The sequence below is a fragment of the Alicyclobacillus macrosporangiidus CPP55 genome (genome assembly GCF_000702485.1).
In the GTDB taxonomy this organism is placed as follows: Bacteria; Bacillota; Bacilli; order Alicyclobacillales; family Alicyclobacillaceae; genus Alicyclobacillus_H; species Alicyclobacillus_H macrosporangiidus_B.
This window is the reverse complement of sequence record NZ_JNIL01000001.1, coordinates 3,770,283-3,787,161: the sequence shown is the minus strand read 5'-3', so window position 1 is coordinate 3,787,161 and position 16,879 is coordinate 3,770,283. Positions and strand designations below refer to the sequence as shown.

General features: G+C 58.7%; 29 protein-coding genes and 1 pseudogene. 2 read left to right on the top strand and 28 right to left on the bottom strand.

Annotated elements, in window-relative coordinates; genetic code table 11:
• The 13 genes and pseudogenes from N687_RS0118770 to N687_RS0118720 all read right to left on the bottom strand — a co-directional run bounded on the left by N687_RS0118770 (window position 1) and on the right by N687_RS0118720 (window position 9,465).
• A complete protein-coding gene (locus N687_RS0118770; protein ID WP_029423328.1) occupies window positions 1-375 on the bottom strand; it encodes a hypothetical protein in 375 nt (124 codons plus the stop codon).
• Window positions 376-545: 170 nt separating this feature from the next.
• Window positions 546-1,103, bottom strand: a complete 558-nt coding sequence (locus N687_RS24125; protein ID WP_029423327.1) for a site-2 protease family protein — start codon at window positions 1,101-1,103, stop codon at window positions 546-548.
• Window positions 1,097-1,513, bottom strand: a complete 417-nt coding sequence (locus tag N687_RS0118760; protein ID WP_029423326.1) for a hypothetical protein — start codon at window positions 1,511-1,513, stop codon at window positions 1,097-1,099. The genes N687_RS24125 and N687_RS0118760 overlap by 7 nt, the downstream gene beginning before the upstream one ends.
• Before the next feature lie 344 nt (window positions 1,514-1,857).
• The gene (locus N687_RS24120; RefSeq protein ID WP_156040220.1) at window positions 1,858-2,397 is read right to left on the bottom strand and encodes a hypothetical protein; all 540 of its coding nucleotides are present in this window, start codon (window positions 2,395-2,397) and stop codon (window positions 1,858-1,860) included.
• A 117-nt stretch (window positions 2,398-2,514) separates the two neighbouring features.
• Window positions 2,515-2,904, bottom strand: a complete 390-nt coding sequence (locus tag N687_RS21530) for a hypothetical protein (RefSeq protein WP_051663458.1) — start codon at window positions 2,902-2,904, stop codon at window positions 2,515-2,517.
• Window positions 2,905-2,914: 10 nt separating this feature from the next.
• A complete protein-coding gene (locus N687_RS0118750; protein WP_029423324.1) occupies window positions 2,915-3,769 on the bottom strand; it encodes a transposase in 855 nt (284 codons plus the stop codon).
• 53 nt (window positions 3,770-3,822) lie between these two features.
• A complete protein-coding gene (locus N687_RS0118745) occupies window positions 3,823-4,509 on the bottom strand; it encodes a ribonuclease H family protein (RefSeq protein WP_029423323.1) in 687 nt (228 codons plus the stop codon).
• 4 nt (window positions 4,510-4,513) lie between these two features.
• On the bottom strand, window positions 4,514-4,777 hold the full coding sequence (locus tag N687_RS24525; protein WP_029423322.1) for a hypothetical protein: 264 nt from the start codon (window positions 4,775-4,777) through the stop codon (window positions 4,514-4,516).
• Between the two features lie 26 nt (window positions 4,778-4,803).
• Window positions 4,804-5,268 (bottom strand): hypothetical protein, encoded by a 465-nt coding sequence (locus N687_RS0118735; protein WP_029423321.1) that lies wholly within the window; start codon window positions 5,266-5,268, stop codon window positions 4,804-4,806.
• Window positions 5,265-5,654 (bottom strand): gamma-glutamylcyclotransferase family protein, encoded by a 390-nt coding sequence (locus N687_RS0118730; RefSeq protein ID WP_035462493.1) that lies wholly within the window; start codon window positions 5,652-5,654, stop codon window positions 5,265-5,267. Before N687_RS0118730 ends, N687_RS0118735 begins: the two co-directional genes overlap by 4 nt.
• Window positions 5,655-5,906: 252 nt before the next feature.
• Window positions 5,907-6,070, bottom strand: a pseudogene (locus N687_RS25615) (glycosidase); the annotation flags it as partial.
• Between the two features lie 28 nt (window positions 6,071-6,098).
• A complete protein-coding gene (locus N687_RS0118725; protein ID WP_029423319.1) occupies window positions 6,099-6,884 on the bottom strand; it encodes a metallophosphoesterase family protein in 786 nt (261 codons plus the stop codon).
• Window positions 6,885-6,984: 100 nt separating this feature from the next.
• On the bottom strand, window positions 6,985-9,465 hold the full coding sequence (locus tag N687_RS0118720) for an ATP-binding protein (RefSeq protein ID WP_029423318.1): 2,481 nt from the start codon (window positions 9,463-9,465) through the stop codon (window positions 6,985-6,987).
• A gap of 173 nt (window positions 9,466-9,638) precedes the next feature.
• Here N687_RS0118720 and N687_RS0118715 point away from each other — a divergent pair, with 173 nt between their 5' ends.
• Window positions 9,639-9,881, top strand: a complete 243-nt coding sequence (locus tag N687_RS0118715; protein WP_035463404.1) for a type II toxin-antitoxin system HicA family toxin — start codon at window positions 9,639-9,641, stop codon at window positions 9,879-9,881.
• Entirely contained in the window at window positions 9,878-10,255 is a 378-nt protein-coding gene (locus N687_RS0118710) for a type II toxin-antitoxin system HicB family antitoxin (protein ID WP_029423315.1), read from the top strand. Before N687_RS0118715 ends, N687_RS0118710 begins: the two co-directional genes overlap by 4 nt.
• A gap of 127 nt (window positions 10,256-10,382) precedes the next feature.
• Here the strand turns inward: N687_RS0118710 and N687_RS0118705 are convergent, their stop codons facing one another.
• The 15 genes from N687_RS0118705 to N687_RS0118635 form a co-directional block, all read right to left on the bottom strand.
• Window positions 10,383-10,760, bottom strand: a complete 378-nt coding sequence (locus N687_RS0118705; protein ID WP_197029332.1) for a VOC family protein — start codon at window positions 10,758-10,760, stop codon at window positions 10,383-10,385.
• A complete protein-coding gene (locus N687_RS24935) occupies window positions 10,757-11,101 on the bottom strand; it encodes a site-specific integrase (protein WP_269320523.1) in 345 nt (114 codons plus the stop codon). The genes N687_RS0118705 and N687_RS24935 overlap by 4 nt, the downstream gene beginning before the upstream one ends.
• Window positions 11,102-11,152: 51 nt before the next feature.
• Window positions 11,153-11,533 (bottom strand): hypothetical protein, encoded by a 381-nt coding sequence (locus N687_RS0118695; protein ID WP_029423312.1) that lies wholly within the window; start codon window positions 11,531-11,533, stop codon window positions 11,153-11,155.
• Window positions 11,530-12,048, bottom strand: coding sequence for a LuxR C-terminal-related transcriptional regulator (locus tag N687_RS0118690; RefSeq protein WP_029423311.1), 519 nt, complete (start codon window positions 12,046-12,048; stop codon window positions 11,530-11,532). The genes N687_RS0118695 and N687_RS0118690 overlap by 4 nt, the downstream gene beginning before the upstream one ends.
• A 15-nt stretch (window positions 12,049-12,063) precedes the next feature.
• A complete protein-coding gene (locus N687_RS0118685; RefSeq protein WP_029423310.1) occupies window positions 12,064-12,450 on the bottom strand; it encodes a hypothetical protein in 387 nt (128 codons plus the stop codon).
• An 81-nt stretch (window positions 12,451-12,531) separates the two neighbouring features.
• A complete protein-coding gene (locus tag N687_RS0118680) occupies window positions 12,532-13,236 on the bottom strand; it encodes a putative quorum-sensing-regulated virulence factor (protein ID WP_029423309.1) in 705 nt (234 codons plus the stop codon).
• Window positions 13,236-13,766, bottom strand: a complete 531-nt coding sequence (locus tag N687_RS0118675) for an AAA family ATPase (protein ID WP_231493537.1) — start codon at window positions 13,764-13,766, stop codon at window positions 13,236-13,238. The genes N687_RS0118680 and N687_RS0118675 overlap by 1 nt, the downstream gene beginning before the upstream one ends.
• Window positions 13,748-14,146: a RusA family crossover junction endodeoxyribonuclease gene (locus N687_RS0118670; protein WP_051663653.1), complete on the bottom strand. Its 399-nt coding sequence runs from the start codon at window positions 14,144-14,146 to the stop codon at window positions 13,748-13,750. Before N687_RS0118670 ends, N687_RS0118675 begins: the two co-directional genes overlap by 19 nt.
• 4 nt (window positions 14,147-14,150) lie before the next feature.
• Window positions 14,151-14,339 (bottom strand): hypothetical protein, encoded by a 189-nt coding sequence (locus N687_RS0118665; protein WP_029423306.1) that lies wholly within the window; start codon window positions 14,337-14,339, stop codon window positions 14,151-14,153.
• Between the two features lie 27 nt (window positions 14,340-14,366).
• A complete protein-coding gene (locus tag N687_RS24520) occupies window positions 14,367-14,981 on the bottom strand; it encodes a hypothetical protein (protein ID WP_197029331.1) in 615 nt (204 codons plus the stop codon).
• The gene (locus N687_RS0118655; RefSeq protein ID WP_029423304.1) at window positions 14,935-15,147 is read right to left on the bottom strand and encodes a hypothetical protein; all 213 of its coding nucleotides are present in this window, start codon (window positions 15,145-15,147) and stop codon (window positions 14,935-14,937) included. The genes N687_RS24520 and N687_RS0118655 overlap by 47 nt, the downstream gene beginning before the upstream one ends.
• The gene (locus tag N687_RS24110) at window positions 15,134-15,271 is read right to left on the bottom strand and encodes a hypothetical protein (RefSeq protein ID WP_156040219.1); all 138 of its coding nucleotides are present in this window, start codon (window positions 15,269-15,271) and stop codon (window positions 15,134-15,136) included. Before N687_RS24110 ends, N687_RS0118655 begins: the two co-directional genes overlap by 14 nt.
• Window positions 15,272-15,539: 268 nt before the next feature.
• Window positions 15,540-15,740 carry a hypothetical protein gene (locus tag N687_RS0118645; protein ID WP_156040218.1) on the bottom strand — a complete coding sequence of 67 codons (201 nt, stop codon included), beginning with the start codon at window positions 15,738-15,740 and terminating at the stop codon, window positions 15,540-15,542.
• A gap of 51 nt (window positions 15,741-15,791) precedes the next feature.
• Complete coding sequence (locus N687_RS0118640; RefSeq protein WP_035463401.1) at window positions 15,792-16,112, bottom strand: DUF4406 domain-containing protein; 321 nt, start codon at window positions 16,110-16,112, stop codon at window positions 15,792-15,794.
• A gap of 2 nt (window positions 16,113-16,114) precedes the next feature.
• Window positions 16,115-16,864, bottom strand: a complete 750-nt coding sequence (locus tag N687_RS0118635) for a hypothetical protein (protein ID WP_029423301.1) — start codon at window positions 16,862-16,864, stop codon at window positions 16,115-16,117.
• Between the last annotated feature and the right edge of the window lie 15 nt (window positions 16,865-16,879).

Sequence of the window (16,879 nt, the reverse complement as noted above, 5' to 3'; positions counted from 1 at the left end):
CTAAGCCCTGAATTCCAACAGGGAAATTGATTCTACATTCGATGGTGGTCTTCCTTCCTCACACCCTGAATGAGACACCTCGACAGGTAGCAGTTTTGTGTACGGCTTCCCCGCATCCGTCAGCCTCCACTCCCGGCTCGCCTCATCCCACTGTTGCAGCCCCGCATCCGCCAACATCCGATTGACCTGCTTCGCCGACACGGGTGGCACCATCCGCTTGCCCAACTCCGTCGGGGAGAACGTCTCTTCGGTATCATCCTCGCGCACCAACCGCTTAAAGTCGCTCAGATCCACGCCGAACTCGCGCTCCGTGTGCGACAACGCCACGAGCGCCGCAGTGCCGTCCGAAACGCCCAGCACCTTGCACAGCCGCAATCAGCAGATCCGTGTTCATCGCACATCGCTTCCCAAGCACGGTGTTCTCGCTATATGAAGGCGTGCATGGCAAAACAAACACGCCGCCCGGTCAAATACCTGCGGCGCGTGAGTTTGAGGGTTTCTTACCATGTTGGCTGCTCAACAATCCATGAGTTCGCTTTCTCCGTTTAGCGAACGCTACTTGGTACATGTTTGTTTTCCTCCCGTTTCGCGCACGGATCGAATCCTCCCGGCAGCCTAAACCTGCCGCCAAGCAGCGCGATCCATGCGCCGTCCGTCATCGTTTGCTTCTCAGGAAAGACCTCCACTCGGGTATTCGCCCAAATCACTGCCAGATTCAGCGTCAACCAGACCGGATTCTTGAGCCACAGCAGCATCGTCACAGCGTTCGCCAGAACCCCGCCCCGGTACACCCAAATCTTTCTCTTGACCGGAATGTCAAAGCAGTAGATCTCCGGAGTGACTTCCCCGCCGGACGGAATCCACCGAACCTCGAAGCCTTTGATCCGAAACATCAGCGGCCCCGACCCGATTACCATCCGCCTCGTCGGCACGCCAAACAGCCGTCGAAACACGTAGTGTCCGAGTTCGTGAATCAGGATCTGGGCATGCCAAATAAACGGCAGCGACACCGTAACCGCTAACCATCCTTGCCGCATGTGAGGCAGCAGGTTCCATTCCAAGCAAAACAGCCCGACCACCAATCCCTTCAGCCCGCTCAACATACGCCCTGCTTCCTCAGGCACCAGTCTTCCCAGACGACGACGTGCGGGAAAATGACCACGGCAAGCATCTCCAGCCGATTCCCCTCCTTCTTCCGAAAGGCAAACGTGCCCGCGTACGAACTGGTCGCCCACGACCACAGCATGTACCCAACGACGAGCGCCTGAACCGGCACGAATGCGGCGAACGTCAAGCCGAGACAGACCGCGGCAGTGTACCCTGCGCCCATCAATGCCCCGAATGGGTCGCTGACGGACGGATCTTTGCGGCGCAGCGACAGGTACCAGAGATACGACAAAACCAAGTACCCGATTCCGGCCAATACGCGCCAAACCACGGCGACCTGAAAGAAGTGCGCGCTGACAATCACCCCGCCCAAGACTCCGTACCACGCGACGAGTTCGAGCACCACGCAAGCATCCCTCCTCACGAAGAGGAGCACTGCATGGCAAAACAAACGCGCCGCCCTTCTGCTTCATCCTGCAGAAAGTGCGGCGCTCTTCGGCTTTTTTGTTTGGTACCGTTTGCGTCTGCGGTTTGCGACTCCACACTAGACGGGAAACGGTCGGGTCGAGGCCGCTTTCCCTGATGATCTTTCTTCGTTTGTTCCTGGACCTGGACATATTAGCGTCACCTCCATCAAGGCCCGCTCTTCAATTCACTGTCCGTGGAATCTCTACTCCGGCTCTTCCTCCGACAATACCGTCAACTCCACTACATCGCTCACCGACTCACCCTTTCAAAAGGCTCATCACATCAGGGTAATCGTTGACGCGCTTTGGTGCCGTGATTCTTTCCTCCACATATACACCGACAGGTGGAAACCGGAGCAGTGGATGTTTGACAACGAATGCTGCACACTCTCCGCCTAATCTTTCGAGACGAAGCATTCTCAAATGGAGCCCGAACCTGCTCATCTTCATGATCAAACAGAGACTCAATGATATACTGAATTTTCGGCGTCAACAATCGCGGCGGAACATACTTTTCAATAATCTCAAGAACTTGTTCTTTGTTTTTGAGCCGAAGAAACTTCACAAGATGTTTCAAATCTCGAACGTCTTCTGCTCGACCCGCCACTGCTTTCATCGCAATCATGTATTCCGGCGTCACCGAGTAAACTCGAAGACCTGGGAATTCGGCAACGACCGTTTGCGGGGGCGTTCCATAAAAAAAGCCCTTTACACCGTCGTTTAACCAATTCTCATCCAGGCCCTCCCGTCTAGCCACCCGCCTCGCCGCTTCTCGTACTGCCTCGGCGTTCTCACCCAAATATGCGTCCACATCTTTAGTCATTTGGCGGCTTCTAACTACGAGCAACATCACAGCGCCGCCAGCCAGCACTATATCGCCACGCTTGAACGAGTTTCAGATACCGCAAAATCTCCTTGCTATCCATGCAATCATCGTCCTTTATACCCTCGACACTGGATCATCACCTGTGAAAATGTTACGAGCGATGAACGCAGCGGGGGTCATCACCAACTGCCAGGCCCGAAACCGCCAGTTCTCATACAAAAACCATGGCTCTGGAAGCCGATAGTCCAAATCCTGAACCCAGTCCGGACACCTGAGGCCATAATGCCAACACAGGTAATCAACCATCGCGGCAAAGTATGAGGCATACTTCCTGTTCTCCGGCGTAACCAGTTCCTTCGGAATGGGTTGACTGACCATCCGAGCGCGTTCCTCGTCATTGGCGGAGTAAAAGTCATCCAAGAAGTTGCCTTTCGCGATGAAAAAATCATCTTCATCTCTGATTTGCGCAAAATACTCAGCCACCGTTTGACGTCGATATTCCATAACTCGTCCCTCAATTCACCTTCCGACGAATCTCCTCCGCCTCTTCCTCCGACAGCCCCGTTAACTCCACCACGTCGGAAACGGATGCGCCTTTGCGGAACATCCGCTCGGCTACTTCCCGCTTGCCTTCTTTCCGTCCTTGCTGCAATCCCTGCTGCAACCCTTGCTGCATCCACTTGTCCTTGAACTCCTCTTCAAACTCCCGCAGCAGATCCGTCATCCTCAACACCTCCCTCAGCCGTTCCTTCTGCTCCGGCGCCAGAACCCGCGCGCTGAATCCAAGGATCAGCGCCGCCAGGTAATTCTGCTCCTCCCGATCCGGCAGACGCTGCACCAACTCCACAATCTCCCCGAACGCCTCGTCCAGCGTCCGGCGCTCGAACCGCATGTGGAACGCAAACGACAACCGGACCCGATCCCGCTCCGTCCAATCGCCGGTGTCCAAGTGCCGTTTGACTGTCTCCAGCACGGCATCGCCGTCCATCCGGTTCAAATAGACGTTCTCAACCTGATACCGAACCGTCCCGACATCCAGTTCGGCTGGAGCATCATGAACATCGCCCGTGTACAAGACAACGGTTCGCACCTTGCGTCGGTGCTTCTCGCCAATCGCTAGGTCATATGCAGCGAACCGGTACAACGTGGGCTCGCGGGTGGACTGAAACTCAATGTGCAGCAGGCGGCCGTCGTCAAGCTCGAACAGAATGTCGACGAACTCCTGCCGCACCTCGACCTTCGGGATCTCCGTCGGCAGCGCGCGCACCACGTTCGCGTCGTGGATGCCGATCACATCCAGGGCGCCATTTGGCACCGCACCCGTCAAATGCTTTGCAACAATGTCGTTTGCGTTTCTCGCCAGTCTCATCGTGACCTCCGTTTGTCACCAGTATACCGCCGCCGTAATGCGCCACTCCAGTGTCAATGCACGGCACTCCTTTCAGCCTCCGCCATCGCCACCGCGTCCTTCATGGCCTGCACAGCCGCCTCGACGTCCGCACACTTGCCGGACGCTGCGAACTCGGGACATGTGCATTGCCGATGAATCGCATCAACCGCGTATGTCTCATGCGCCAAAAAGAACCCAAACGCCGTCGGCTGCAAGAAGACACCCGCCTGCGTGGGCTTGTCCTCAGACAGCTCGCCTTGTTGCAGCAGAAACCGGAGACACGGCTGGCCCGCGCTGAGCGAATTCAGGTACTCCGAAAACACTGCCGCCTGTACCACCGGCTCGCGCGACAGGGCATGCGCCGAGACGTTCTGCTGCCTTGGCACGTGTTCAATCGGAACCAAGCGATGGATCACCGGCAACAGTTGCACGTCCATCCGAATGTTGTTTGGCAACCGCGCACAAAGTGAAGACATCTCATTGCGCTGGATGAGCCCGACGATGCTTTGACTGTCCAAACAGATGGATTCGACCTTCCACTGCCGGTCGTTGGCGACATGGATTGCTGTCAACACGGCCAACAACTCCGCAAGTGTAGAATCCGGCGTCTGCTGAAGCAACAACCCTGTGCGCTCCGTCCTCAACCCATCCATAGCGAACACGCCCAGGCGCGCGACTTTTGCCTTCTCGTCGTAAGAGGCGTCCGTAAACACCCGCATCCAATCAGCCCCCGGTCTTCTCGTCATCCGGTCGTCCAAACGCCCGCTCCCACAGATATTCCAGACCACGCCGCGGCTCCCCTGCATGCCGCCAACCGTAAAACGTATCGACCTCTTCAACAACTTGTCCCGTTTCATCGACGATGGTAGCAACGGATGAAAGGCCGGCACGCGCAAATGCCGCTTCAATCGCCTCGTCGGAACTGAAATACACCGTCGCGTCACAGCAACCGCAGGCTAATTGCACCTCATAGGCATTCAGTTTCATCGGCCCATCCCTCTCGCATAGTGAACTTACGCGCATCGCTTCTCACCGTCATCGTCTATCCACTCCGCTTTAACGTCAATCGTCTCGCCCTTCTGCATCCTTGCGATCCGCCGCTTCAGAAGAGCTTCGCGACCGGCCTTCCAACCGCTCCGCATCGCCCACACCGCAGCGCACGCGACAAACACCACGCCACGAAGCGCCTGTACCGTCATCCACCAAGCCGCGCGCAACGCGAACCACCCCGTCCGTGCGGCAAACCGCGCCAACCACTTCCAGAACATTTCCGTGTATACCAAGGCCATTAACGCGAACAAGAACGTCAGAAACAAATAGAAGAACCACCGCCCCGGCGTGTGGCGCGCGAATCCCGGCAACTCCAGTGAGTTCATTGGGATGGCCCAGTAGTGGATAGACAGTGCGATGAAGCCGACAAACATGAACAACGTGATGAAGTTCAGCCCCCGTAACGGCGGCAGAGGAACCCACCTCATACCCGCACCTCCTTCCGCGCCCGCAGCCAGGCCACCCAGTCCCCGCTTTCAACGCGCGGAACGCCGGCCGGAATGCGGCCCGTCATGTGATAAACCCAGCCTTCCGCCGCGCCGTTTAAATCCTTCACGACAGTTCGGCCGTAGAATCGCGGATAACCCTCCAGCTTGTCCAGCGCGGCGAGTCCGTCGTCCGTCACCTCGACCCATTCGCCGACCACTATGCCTCCTCCGTTGAGAGACACAGCCGGGTACGCACCGAGATCGTACATCTCTCCCTGGATGACTCCCTCACCCAACTCGCGCACCAGATGGGGTTTCATCACCCGGCGGTTGCTCTGGCCCTTTCGCAAAGTTCCGTACACGAATACGACATGATTGGAATTCATTACACCGTCTCCCCTTCATTTCCTTTTCTAGTATTAATATACTTGTTATTTGTATTTTTGTAAAGACCCGTAGAGAAAAAGGGGGCCGAACCAGGCTGGGGTTCGGTCCCAAATTCTCTTAGTCAGGCGAATGTGGCACCGTCGCGCCACAGTTCAACTCATCGGGTCGAAATCGTAGTACGGGTTGTATCTGATGAAGGTTCGCGTCGTAAGGATCCGTTCCGGCGCGTCCGATGTCTGGCCGAGGAGCGTAGGCACGCTCCGCGACTCGCAAGACCAGCAGCACTTCGTCCCTCACTTCCGCCACCCCGGCGTTGAACACGCCAATGACCTCATAATCTTCCCTGTGTGGAGGCACGTCGGCCGGAGTAAGAATGGGATTGTCCGGGGTAGCGGTACACATTAACGGACGGCATAATGAGACCACTTTCATGACGAGAGCATTTATATGGCGGATAGTGGTCGAAGCCTTCCCAACACCTCATTCTTTCCTGGCGCGTCCACCATCACGACTTCCTCGGTGTTGAGGCAGAACGCCGCCAACGCCAATCCGTTCGCCGTGCCTATGTCGATGTGTACCCGATCCGGTCGTATGACCGGCTTGCCCGGCTCCGCAAACCAGAACGTTTCGCAATGGCCGCACACAACCCGCTTGCCCAGGCGCGCTTCCGGCGGAATGAGACCCCTGTAATCAACGAAACCATGTCTAATCCACGTCAAGTGCTGGAAGGTTTGTTCAGAGAATGGCCGGTGCGGATCGACACCTGCGTGCACAATCAGATAGTCTCCGATGATGATGGCGTACGGCAGCTCAGCAAAGTAATCAAGCCATTCATTGGCCGACATCCCCGATTCAAGAAACTGCCGCAACGTCCTTGCCATGCCGTTTTTCACAAACGATTGTTTTCGCGTCCATTGCAACCAAGCGGGGTTCAGCCTACCACCGTCGTCATATGGAAGGCCCTCGGCCCAGAAGCGGATCTCCAGCCACATGTCCTCGTGATTGCCTCGAACCGCGTATCCGTTCTCTTGGAACCATCGCACCACAGCCGGAGAATCTTCACCGCGGTCAACCATGTCGCCGACGGTTACGATCAAGTGCGTATCAGGACTGTAACCGATAAGTTCTAGCAAGCGCTGGAACAGCCCGTAGTACCCGTGAATGTCTCCCACAATCCAGACCTGTTTTCCCGTCGCCAACTCTGTTAGATCCAGTACCTTTAAGGGCAACAACTCTCACCTTCTTACAACGAACGCAATTGCTCATACAAAGACGTTTAAAAAATTCGACACAAAACGACATCCTCCTCGTTTGATTTCGCAATATGCTTCATTCCGGTGTCGTGCTGAACGCCCTCAACAGCCCCTCATCCACCACATCGATCTGCACCTCTCCAATCCGCCCCAGCGGGTCGCGGAGGAAGCCCCTACCCTTCTCAAACGCCTGGAACACCTCGACGTAGTGGTTCAGATCCCCCTCGTCCTCCAGCGGCAGACCGAGCAGCCGGACCGCGTGCTGCACCTGGGTACGCGACGTGATCCGCCCCACGAAGCACCACCCAAGACTCGCCGACACATCGTCATTCTCCGACCCTTCCCTCGGCAGCAGCACGTCCGGGTTCTGTACCGCCATCATCAGGACCAGGTTCATCGACCGACCAAGCAGCAACATGCGGTTGAGCAGCGCCCGGCCTTCCGGGACCGAGCGCAGAATCCACGCCTCGTCCACCGCGAAGAACTTCTTCACTGATTGCGGTGCCATCACCAAGCGCCGGAACGCGATCTGCGTCACCAGGTACAGAATCGCCACCGCGAACCGCTGCGAATCTCGCCACGCGTCCGGCACGCTTCCCGGATCCGGGAATTCCAGCCCCATGATGGATGCCACCACCAACCGCGCCCGGTCGTCCATTACATTGTCCTCGCCGTCCTTGCCAAACAGTGCCCGTCCCGTTTCCCCGTCACGATAATGCTCCAGCAGGCCCAGGAACAGGTCCGCAATATCCCGTTCCTCCTCCCGGCGCTGTTCATCCCTCCGCTCGGCGTCAAGGCATAGAAGGAAGTGATCCATGTCCCACTTCTCGCCCTCGTACAGCGCCGCCAAGGCCCGCTGCAGCACGAGCGATGCCCGCTGGTCCTCGCGCCGAGTCGTCACGTTGAGCAACACGCCCAGGAACCCTTCCGCGATGAGCCTGGATTCCCTTGCGTCGCGCCCAAGCCGGAACGGCGAGAAGCGCAGGTCGCTTCCCGCGCCAAACGTCCACCACACGCTTTCCTTCGGCCAAAGCCCAACGAGTGCCCCATACTCGCCTTGCTTCGGGTCCGTGATCGCGCCAATGGCACCCCACTGCAGCATCGTATCAGCGCCGTACTTCATCCCGACCGACTTGCCCGAACCAAGCGTCCCGACGAACGCCGCGGCGCCGCTGCGGTTCAGCTCCCGCATGGCTCGAAACCAGTCCACCCATACCGGCCTGCCGCTATGGGCCATCTTGGCAAACCACATCCCCGCCTGGTCGCCCACCTGCGCCGTGCCCAAGGCGCCTGAGGCCGCAAGCATCGTCGGGTCCGCCGGGATCGACCATGCCTTGTCCACGCCCCCGGACTGTCCCGGAAAGAACGCCTGCCAGATTTTCAAGGCGTCCCCCGGCGGGTGCACAAGCTGAATGGCCCCCTGCAACTTCTCCTTCAACTGCTCCTCCCGGCGCAGCATCTCTAGTTCGCTGTCCGCCGCCACGGCGAAAAACGCGTGGAACACCGCGAACGCCATGCCCGCTTTCAGTTTGGCTTCCAGCGCCTGCGCGTCTTCTAGCCCGTCGTAGATGTCCCACGGGACGTCTCCCGCCTGCGCGTACTCCTCGCCCTGGGCGGCGACGATCTTCTTACGCCGGTACACAATCTCCCTGGCGCGCTGCGGCGAGAGGATCTCGAAGTGCACACAGGCGTCGACCGGGAAGTTCAACTTCTCCAGCGGCAAGTACAGCCACTCGTCGCCAATGGTCTCCAGCCGCTCCGGCAGGCTCGCCGCGGCCATCACCGACTGGTATGACACCCGCTTGTCACTGTGCTCCACCCGAATCCGGAACGTGTCCTCTCGCACCGACGCCGAGGCGAGCGCCAGGCGCAGCGGCCGTGGACGAATGACCACTTCGCCGCCCTCGATGGTCACCGTTCGCGGCAACGGGTCCGGCAACACAACCGGCCAGGGCGCCAGACCGCGATGGTACGGAGCGCGGTGCAGCAGTTCCAGCTCGTGCGGCGTGGCTCTCATAAGCGCCGAGATGACTGCCTGCAGGCGGTTGAACGTGCGCAGTTCAGCGTGCGCCGCCGCCTCGATGTCGTGTCTGGTCAACACGGGAGACCCCACCCGTGCCACCTTGCGTTTGGTGTAACCCCAGAATCGCAGGAACTGATCGGCGACCCGCTCCCGAATCCGATCAGGGCGGTCAAGGACCTGGCTCCAGGCCGCGGCAAGCGGCGAAGCCAGTGGCAGGATGAGGAACGTCCGGCGCTCAAACGAAGGATGTTCACGTAGTTGCTCCGCCACCAGCTCCATGTGTGCACGCCAATGTGGGTGCTTGCTGAAGGCCGCCATGCGCGAAGTCACTTCTTCCGCCGGGATCGGCACGGCAATGCTCAGGATCTGGCCGTTGCCACGGTACGTCTGGAAGAACACCTCAAGCTGGCGATATATGCTGCGCTTGACGGCTTCCGGCTGGTTCTCGTATGGCAACGCAGGCAGACGGTACACGCCGTACGCGGTCCCGTTGTCGAGAAACAGAATGTTGTCGTGCCAAAAGAGCGTGTGCATGAAAAAGAGCCCCCTTCCGTATGGAGGGGGTGTGCAGGGCAAATCAGTTTTATGGGCGTCGTCCCCCAACTCGAATGACGCCAGCATTGTACTTTAGTAGACGGCGTCATTCAGGAAGGGAATATTGAAGAATGATACTGCATATGATACTAATGTCATACGAGGTGGCGAACGTGACCCAATTCGAGAAATTACTCGAACGGATTCGCAACAATCCCAAGACAGTTCGTTTTGATGAGCTTGACAGAGTGCTCATCCGTTCGGGGTTTCGCCGCCGTCAGCCTCGTAGCGGTTCCAGTCATTACACATATATTCGAGGAAAACAAATCTTGGTCGTTCCATTTCACAAGCCTTATGTCAAGCAGATTTATGTCGAACGCGCCATCGAACTGCTTGAAGGAGACGATCGAACATGAGTCGGCAGAAGGATTTGGAATACTACTTGAGTCTTCCGTATCGAATCGTGCTTTACCCCGCCCAAGAAGGCGGGTTCGTAGCGGAAATTCCTGATCTCCCCGGGTGTTTGACGCAGGCGGACACCCTGGAGGAAATCCATGAAATGATTGAAGACGCCAAACGAGCCTGGATTGAGGCTGCCTTGGAAGAGGGAATTCCTGTACCAGAACCTACGCACGGTGATGATTACTCGGGACGCTTTGTGGTACGCATGCCAAAGTCACTGCACCGTGCACTTGCTGAGGCTGCTGAACGTGAAAACGTGAGTCTGAATCAATACGTTGTTTATCAATTAGCGCGAAGTGTTGGTGCAAGCACCCGTTCAACACGCTGAACCTTTCGTATTCAAGCCGTTTTAAAGGAACACTCGTTACGATTCACTCTGGCAGGACAGCAAAACGGGGCTGTCACCGCCGCTGGCGAAGGTTTGGAGCCAGCGGCATGGAATCATGCATGTGCTTTTAGTCTTTCGACGTGATCCGCAGATAATAACCGTCCGGGTCACAAATCCGGAAATCCCTCAATCCCCATGGACGAACCGTGAGAGCATCCTGAATCGGATAGCCGAAGTCCTGCACCTTCTTGTAAAGGGCTTCGACGTCGTCGACCTCCAAGACGATTTCGACTCCAACTCCCACTCTCTCATCGGCATGTCGTAATTGAAGGGGGTGATCTGTGGGAAGGTCCGATAAACGCCCCAAGCCAATTTGAACATTGCCATTTCTCAATACGCTGTATTTCTCACTTTGTTTGCCAGGAGAAAACCCCAAAGCACGGACGTAAAAGTCGACCGACTTCCCAACATCCCGCACAAAAAGCTCGAACCGGACCGTCATCATACCGTATCACCTCCGCGTAACATCAAATAATTGTACGACGAAAACGCCTCTTCCACCGCTCTCTCCAACTCCTCCTGCGTCGGCTTGGCGTACCGCCTCGTCATGTTCACGTCCGCATGCCCGGCCAATTCCGCCACGGCCGCAAGATCCACACCACTTGCCACCAGCGTCCGGCAGAACGTGTGCCGCAGTACGTGCGGGTGAGTCCCGTACTTCGCCAACACGCGCTGTACCTGACGAACTGAACTCCTGCGGCCATATGCCGTAGTTCGAGAGGAAAAAGCAGAATTGCTATCTACGCGTGTCGCCAGACACCGGGACGAAAGGTGACAAACCTCCACAAGGAGCAGCACTAACCTGTTCTCAAGGACACCGACGCAGCGTGACACACATCACGCTACCGCCTCATGAACCCCGAGCACCCTGCCAAGAGCAACCAGGTCCTGGATCCCCTCTGCAAACTCCTCCGCCGTGTTTGGCCAATCATACCCCAAAAGCCGCTCCCACAAGACCCACGGGTCGGGACTGTCGTCAGCGCCGCCATCCAACACCGGATCCTCGTATCCAAACACCAAAGCCACTTCGTATGCCGCATCCAGCGCGTCTTCGTACAGTACCCGCAGCCAGCGCTGACGACTCGCCGTGTTACAATGCCGGGTCGCCAGCCAAACCTCGGCCAGCGCACCCAGCTTCGCGTACAACCTCACTACCGCCTCGCGTTCGCGCTGTAATTGCCGGGCGGTTAACTGCTTGTCCATCGCCATTGCTTTCACGCCCCCAACTCCGGAGTCTCATCCCAAAGCGCCAACTGCACCGCTCGCGCTTGGTTCAACTTCTTCCGCGCTCGTTCGACGTAGCTCTGCACCGACGCCCTCGAAACGCCAAGCGCGTCAGCAATCGCACTGAACGTCATGCCGCGCTCATACGCAAACAGACACACCGCCTCCCGCGTTGTCATGATCGTTCGCCAGGCCACCAACACCCGCTGGTAACCCTCGTCCTCCGCCTCCGAATCCTGATCCACCATTCCTGCCTTTCGCCTCGCCGCCAACCGATCCAGATCCTCGTGGTCCCCAACCAGAATCTCCCGGTGTGTCGTCCTTGTGGACCCCTCCATCTCGCAGATTGCGTAGTCCAACGTCCTGATCATGCCCTCGCACAGCTTCGCGTCCCGTTCGTACCGCGGGTTCGTCCGCGACAACCGTTCGAATGTGCTGCGCGCCTCCTTCACCTTCTTCAACGTCTCCTCGTACTGTTGAATCAAATCCTCCAGCCCCCGGCGCCCCATCGCTTTCACCTCCGTTCAATTTGCCAACACCCCGTGCGGATACTCTGACCTCCGTACAGGCCCGACAATCACGAACCCAACATCAGGACACCCAGAGACCTGTCCTTTCGCATACTTCTTGTGCAGATACGGAACTCTGACGGCTTCAAACTGCACCACGTCCCCTGGCCGCAACCGCAGCCGCAGAAACGCCCGGCCGTCCTGAATCCATGTATGGTCTCGCACCATGCGCCCCGCCCGGTCCCGGACCTCGAACAACAGCACCCGGACCGCGTTTCGCGGATACCGGCCTGCAAGTACCACCCGGACGAACGTTGCGGAAAACGTCTCGGCAAGTTGAGGCCACTCAGACGCCTGCCCGGCCCCGCGTTCAGTTACTTGCCTCCGCGCGGTCTCCGACATTCGTTACACCTCCATTTATCCACAGACAAGTACGGGTTGTGCACAGGTTATCCACAGACTTGTCCACAGTTCTCACAGGGACTATGCACTTTTCCCCAGCACCCGCCGAATGCTCCACTCCAGGTCCGCGTCCAGCCTCTGGACGTTCTCCAGCACCCAGTGCAAGTAGTCCCTGGGCACCTCCTCCAGTAACTGACCCCGGTGTTTCCCGAACGGCATCGTACGCACTTCAACCGGGCCTTTCACGAAACTAAACAGCGCCGCTAGATCGTCCTCGTACCCGCGTGCCAGGTACGCTGCCAGTTCGCGTTGAAACACGTGCGCTGTTACCACGGCGTCACCCATCGCGCGGTGGGGCAGCCCGACGTCGATGTCGATCCCGAGCCAGTAACGCAGCGTCTGGTTCTGGAAATTCGGCGCGTCGGGCCACAAGTGTTGAGCGAACCGCTTCGAACACAGCCACGGCCGCCCCGTCTCCGGGAGCATTCCGCGGTCGAACTCGGCGTTGTGCGCCACGAGTATGGCGCCGTCCACATGTTCCAACACCTTCGGCCACACCTCATCCAGCGTCGGCATGTCCACAACATCGCGATCCGTAATGTGGTGTATCGCCGACGCCTCGGGCGGGATCGAACACCCAGGATGAATGAGCGTCGAGAACACTTCCCTTGGCCCGTCACTCAGCCCGACCTCCACAAGCGCGATCTCCACGACGCGCCCGTGCGGTGGCAGGCCAGTAGTTTCCGTGTCGATGACGACGAATCTGGTATCCGACAAACAGGCCATCACACGTCGCCTCCTCGCACAACGTCCCACACCGCATCGCACATCTCTTCCGCGTTCATGCGGGTCGTGTCGATCACAATGCCCCGCGCGTCCCGCCATGCCTGCTCGGTGACATCCTCGAAGGTCCGCTCGTCCGGCAACTCCCCGTCACGGTCCAGCACCCGCCGCTCGCGGATGGCCTTGTCCGCCTTGAGCACCACCACCACGAAACCCTGCTGGTGCGCCCAGACCGCTTCTTCCAGCGTTCGGCCATCGTCGATGACCAACGGTCCCGCCACTGTCCGCAGCCGCTCCTCCGCCGCGAACAACAGCGGATTCGGTTGAAACTCCCTCAGAAACCGCCCGACCTTCTGCAGATACGGACGCCGCACCGCCTTGCTCGCGCCTTTCAGCCACGGCGCCGCGATATCCAGGACCGCATCCACCGGAGAGGCCAGGGCATACCGCGTGTAGCCCTGTTGTCCGCACAGCCACCGGGCCACGGTCGTCTTACCCGCACCCATCGGACCAATCAGGAAGACATGGCGCACGGCGCATCACCTGCCGATACCTCAATCTCCACCCTGGGCCGCTCCCGGTCGACGTCGAAGTCCATCTCCCAGACCAACACCCAGCGATCATCCGGGTACAGCACACCTTCCAACGCGTCGAGCAACACCTTTTCCCTGTTGTTCGCGTCCGCCCGACGCCAGTCCGGCCAGAAGTACCAGAGCCGCAGATACACCTTGGTTCGGGGCGACGGCATAGCCCATCCCGTTTGCACCGCCCAAGCCTTCGCCAACCACGCGGCCTCTTCACGAAACCGTTCCGCCTCACGGGTGAGCACCCGCATCCGCCTGCCAGTGGGGTGTACAAAGTTCCGATAGGCATGGTTGAGTGTGGGCGGAAGCGGCAATACGAGACGTTTCATCTCGTCACCCTCGCTCACGATATTCCAGCACCTCATTGACCAAATCTTGAATGTGCCGGGGCAGTCGTTCTCCCAGTTTGAGCCTGACCAACTCGTTTTCAAGGATCCATGGATTCCAACCTCGTTGCGCGCCCACTGCTTCACACGCCTTACGCTCCACGTCTGTCAAGTCGACGTGTTTCAGTGTTTGCATGGATTCGGCCACCTCCGCGATCTCTCACTACGCCCTGTCGTCCTGAGCTTCGCGCTCTCCCTCACTCCGGACCACTTCCACGACGGACGCATACGGACAGTAAAACTCGTACCCGAGCACTCGCCCGTCGCGCTTACTGATGCGCTCCACCTGAACGAGCACCCGATCCGACACCCAGTTCTGGTCGGTGTCGAACCGGCGCCTCCCCGTCCTGCCCGCCAGTTTCATATCGGCGCTGGACCCTATCGGCACCACGTCAATCACTAGTCCGGCCCGCTCGACGTAAAAGCCTCCCGACTGGCTCGTCCACCGCACCCGGTCACCAGCTCGCACCATTGTCCCGTGCTTATCGACCACCATCACCATATCCACACCCCTCCTGTACGCCCCTCGCCGCCCGCACGAGGCGCGTTCTCGTTCTTCAGGTGTCGTTGTATCGCCACGAAGCCCATCGCCAGTAAGAAGGGCGTCCAGCAGCCGTGCAAGACAGTCCGCTTCGGCCCGGTAGGATTCGTAGAGTTGGTTGGCACGCTCCGGTTCCTGCGTGGCGTCGCCCCACCGGCGTCTGGCGCATGCTACCCGGTTCGCCGCCTGCTCAAGCTGCCGGATGAGACTTACCCTTCCCGGTTCTGCTGCCACCATCGACACCACTCCCGTACGCCCAAACATTTTCAGGCTCTGCGTACTCCGCAACGCATTCCTTGCACAGCGTGCTCCAGCGCCAACCGTTGTCCTCCGTCAGCGTCACACCGCACAGCCTGCACCGCCCGCCGCGCTTGTCCACCTTGATCCCATCAAACCGCTTCATGCTCTGCCGCCTCCTTGTCCAACTCCACACGGATGATTCCGTCGTCCAACAGCACCTCACGAACTTTTCGGGCCGCAGGTTGATGCGCCAATTGCGCCGCCAGGCTTTCAAACGTGACACGCATGCTACCCGCGGTTCTTACGGCCGGGAACTTCACCCAACAAACGTCTGGCATTTTCGGTCGATCTGGAATGTCCAGCGACCTGCGCCGAGCCGCCGCCGTTCTCGCGCGTCCCGCCATGATTTAACACCCCCGTCGCAGTCTTAATCGTGCCTTATTTCCGGGCGCGTCAATTGTGGACAACTGCGCGCACCCTTTGTTCTAGCGCCGCACCGCATGTCTGAAACCAAGCAAGACAACGAGTATCAAAGGTCACTGCGTCCTTGCTTGCTCACCACGACGTAGCCACCGCCATGAAACTTAAAAACACGTTGAATTCGCTCGTACTCGTAAGCACCCGGCATTTGATCAAGTCAGGATAATCTTGGTAATTCACCTCCTGCATTGCGACCAAATCCGGGCAGACCTCCACGTTGGCTTCTTTCATAAGCTGACGGTGCTTGGCTTCCACCATCCCGACCCAATAGAACAAGGCGAGGAACCCCACTCCGTACGCAATGAATTGGAGCCATTCCACACTCGCTCACCTCGCCCGGGTCAACGGTCTTAACTTCCCTGAATAATAGGCGAACCGCTGCATCCCGAGCGCTTGGGCCACGTGGTGTTCCAGCGTAGCGCCGCGCGAAGCCTGCCAACCCGGCAGAAACGCCACCGCTTCGCAGGTGAGCAACATCGTAAGCGCCTTGCGCATCCACACCTCCCACGGGTCACACTTGTCACCTGGCAACTCCGCCGGACTGACAACAACGTGGCCTTGTTCTCGCAACACCGCGGCCGCCTCTCGGAATGCAGGGTGGTTGAAGTCTGCCAATCCTGTCATCGGACCTGAAAGATACAGCCGCATGGTCAACACCCCACTTTCCTCGTTGCGTCGATGGCCGTCAAAGTCTTCTCAATCTCCCTGTCGAAGTAGTCAACATACGGTAACGCCACCACCTGTGCCTCGGCGTCTCCCGCTTCCCCCGCTTCATCGAAGGCCCGCTCGGCGCCGCGCCTCCGCTTTACCAGCTCGTACAGCCGTTCCAACGCTTCAATCCTCCGCTTGTCGGCCACTACTTTTTCCAACCGTTCCACCACGTCCAGCGTGTCCAGCGCCTCGCAGAAGTCCTCCCAGCCCGCCTGGCTCCAGCCGTTCCGGATCGCCTTGGCCTCGACCACGACGTCCCGGAGCGCGTCGAGATACCTACGGGACACCAGCGCCATGCCTGTGTCAGTCGTCGCCGTCCGCATCATTTCGTCGGCTCCTCCTCCCGGCTCAATGTCAATCTCCACTGGCTCCAACGGCTCGTGATAGATGATCTCGCCAAACGCCTGGTCCAGGATGTACTGGATTGCGCCCACCATCTGCTGCGTCATGGCACGTTCCAATTTCTCCTGCCCGCGCTCGCCAAGCGGATAAAACTGACTGTCGATGTATTGCTCCAACATTTCTCGCGCGTTCGGCCGCCAGACCAACCTCTCGACCGTGTGAAGCGGCGCATAGAACCCAGTGCCGATACCGTTCCATATCCCGCCCCGCACCTCCCGCGCCGTTTCGATGTGGCCGTCACGCGTCATCAAAAGCTCATCGTCCGGTAGTTCACTCAGGCGCTTCATTGTGAATCCCCTGTC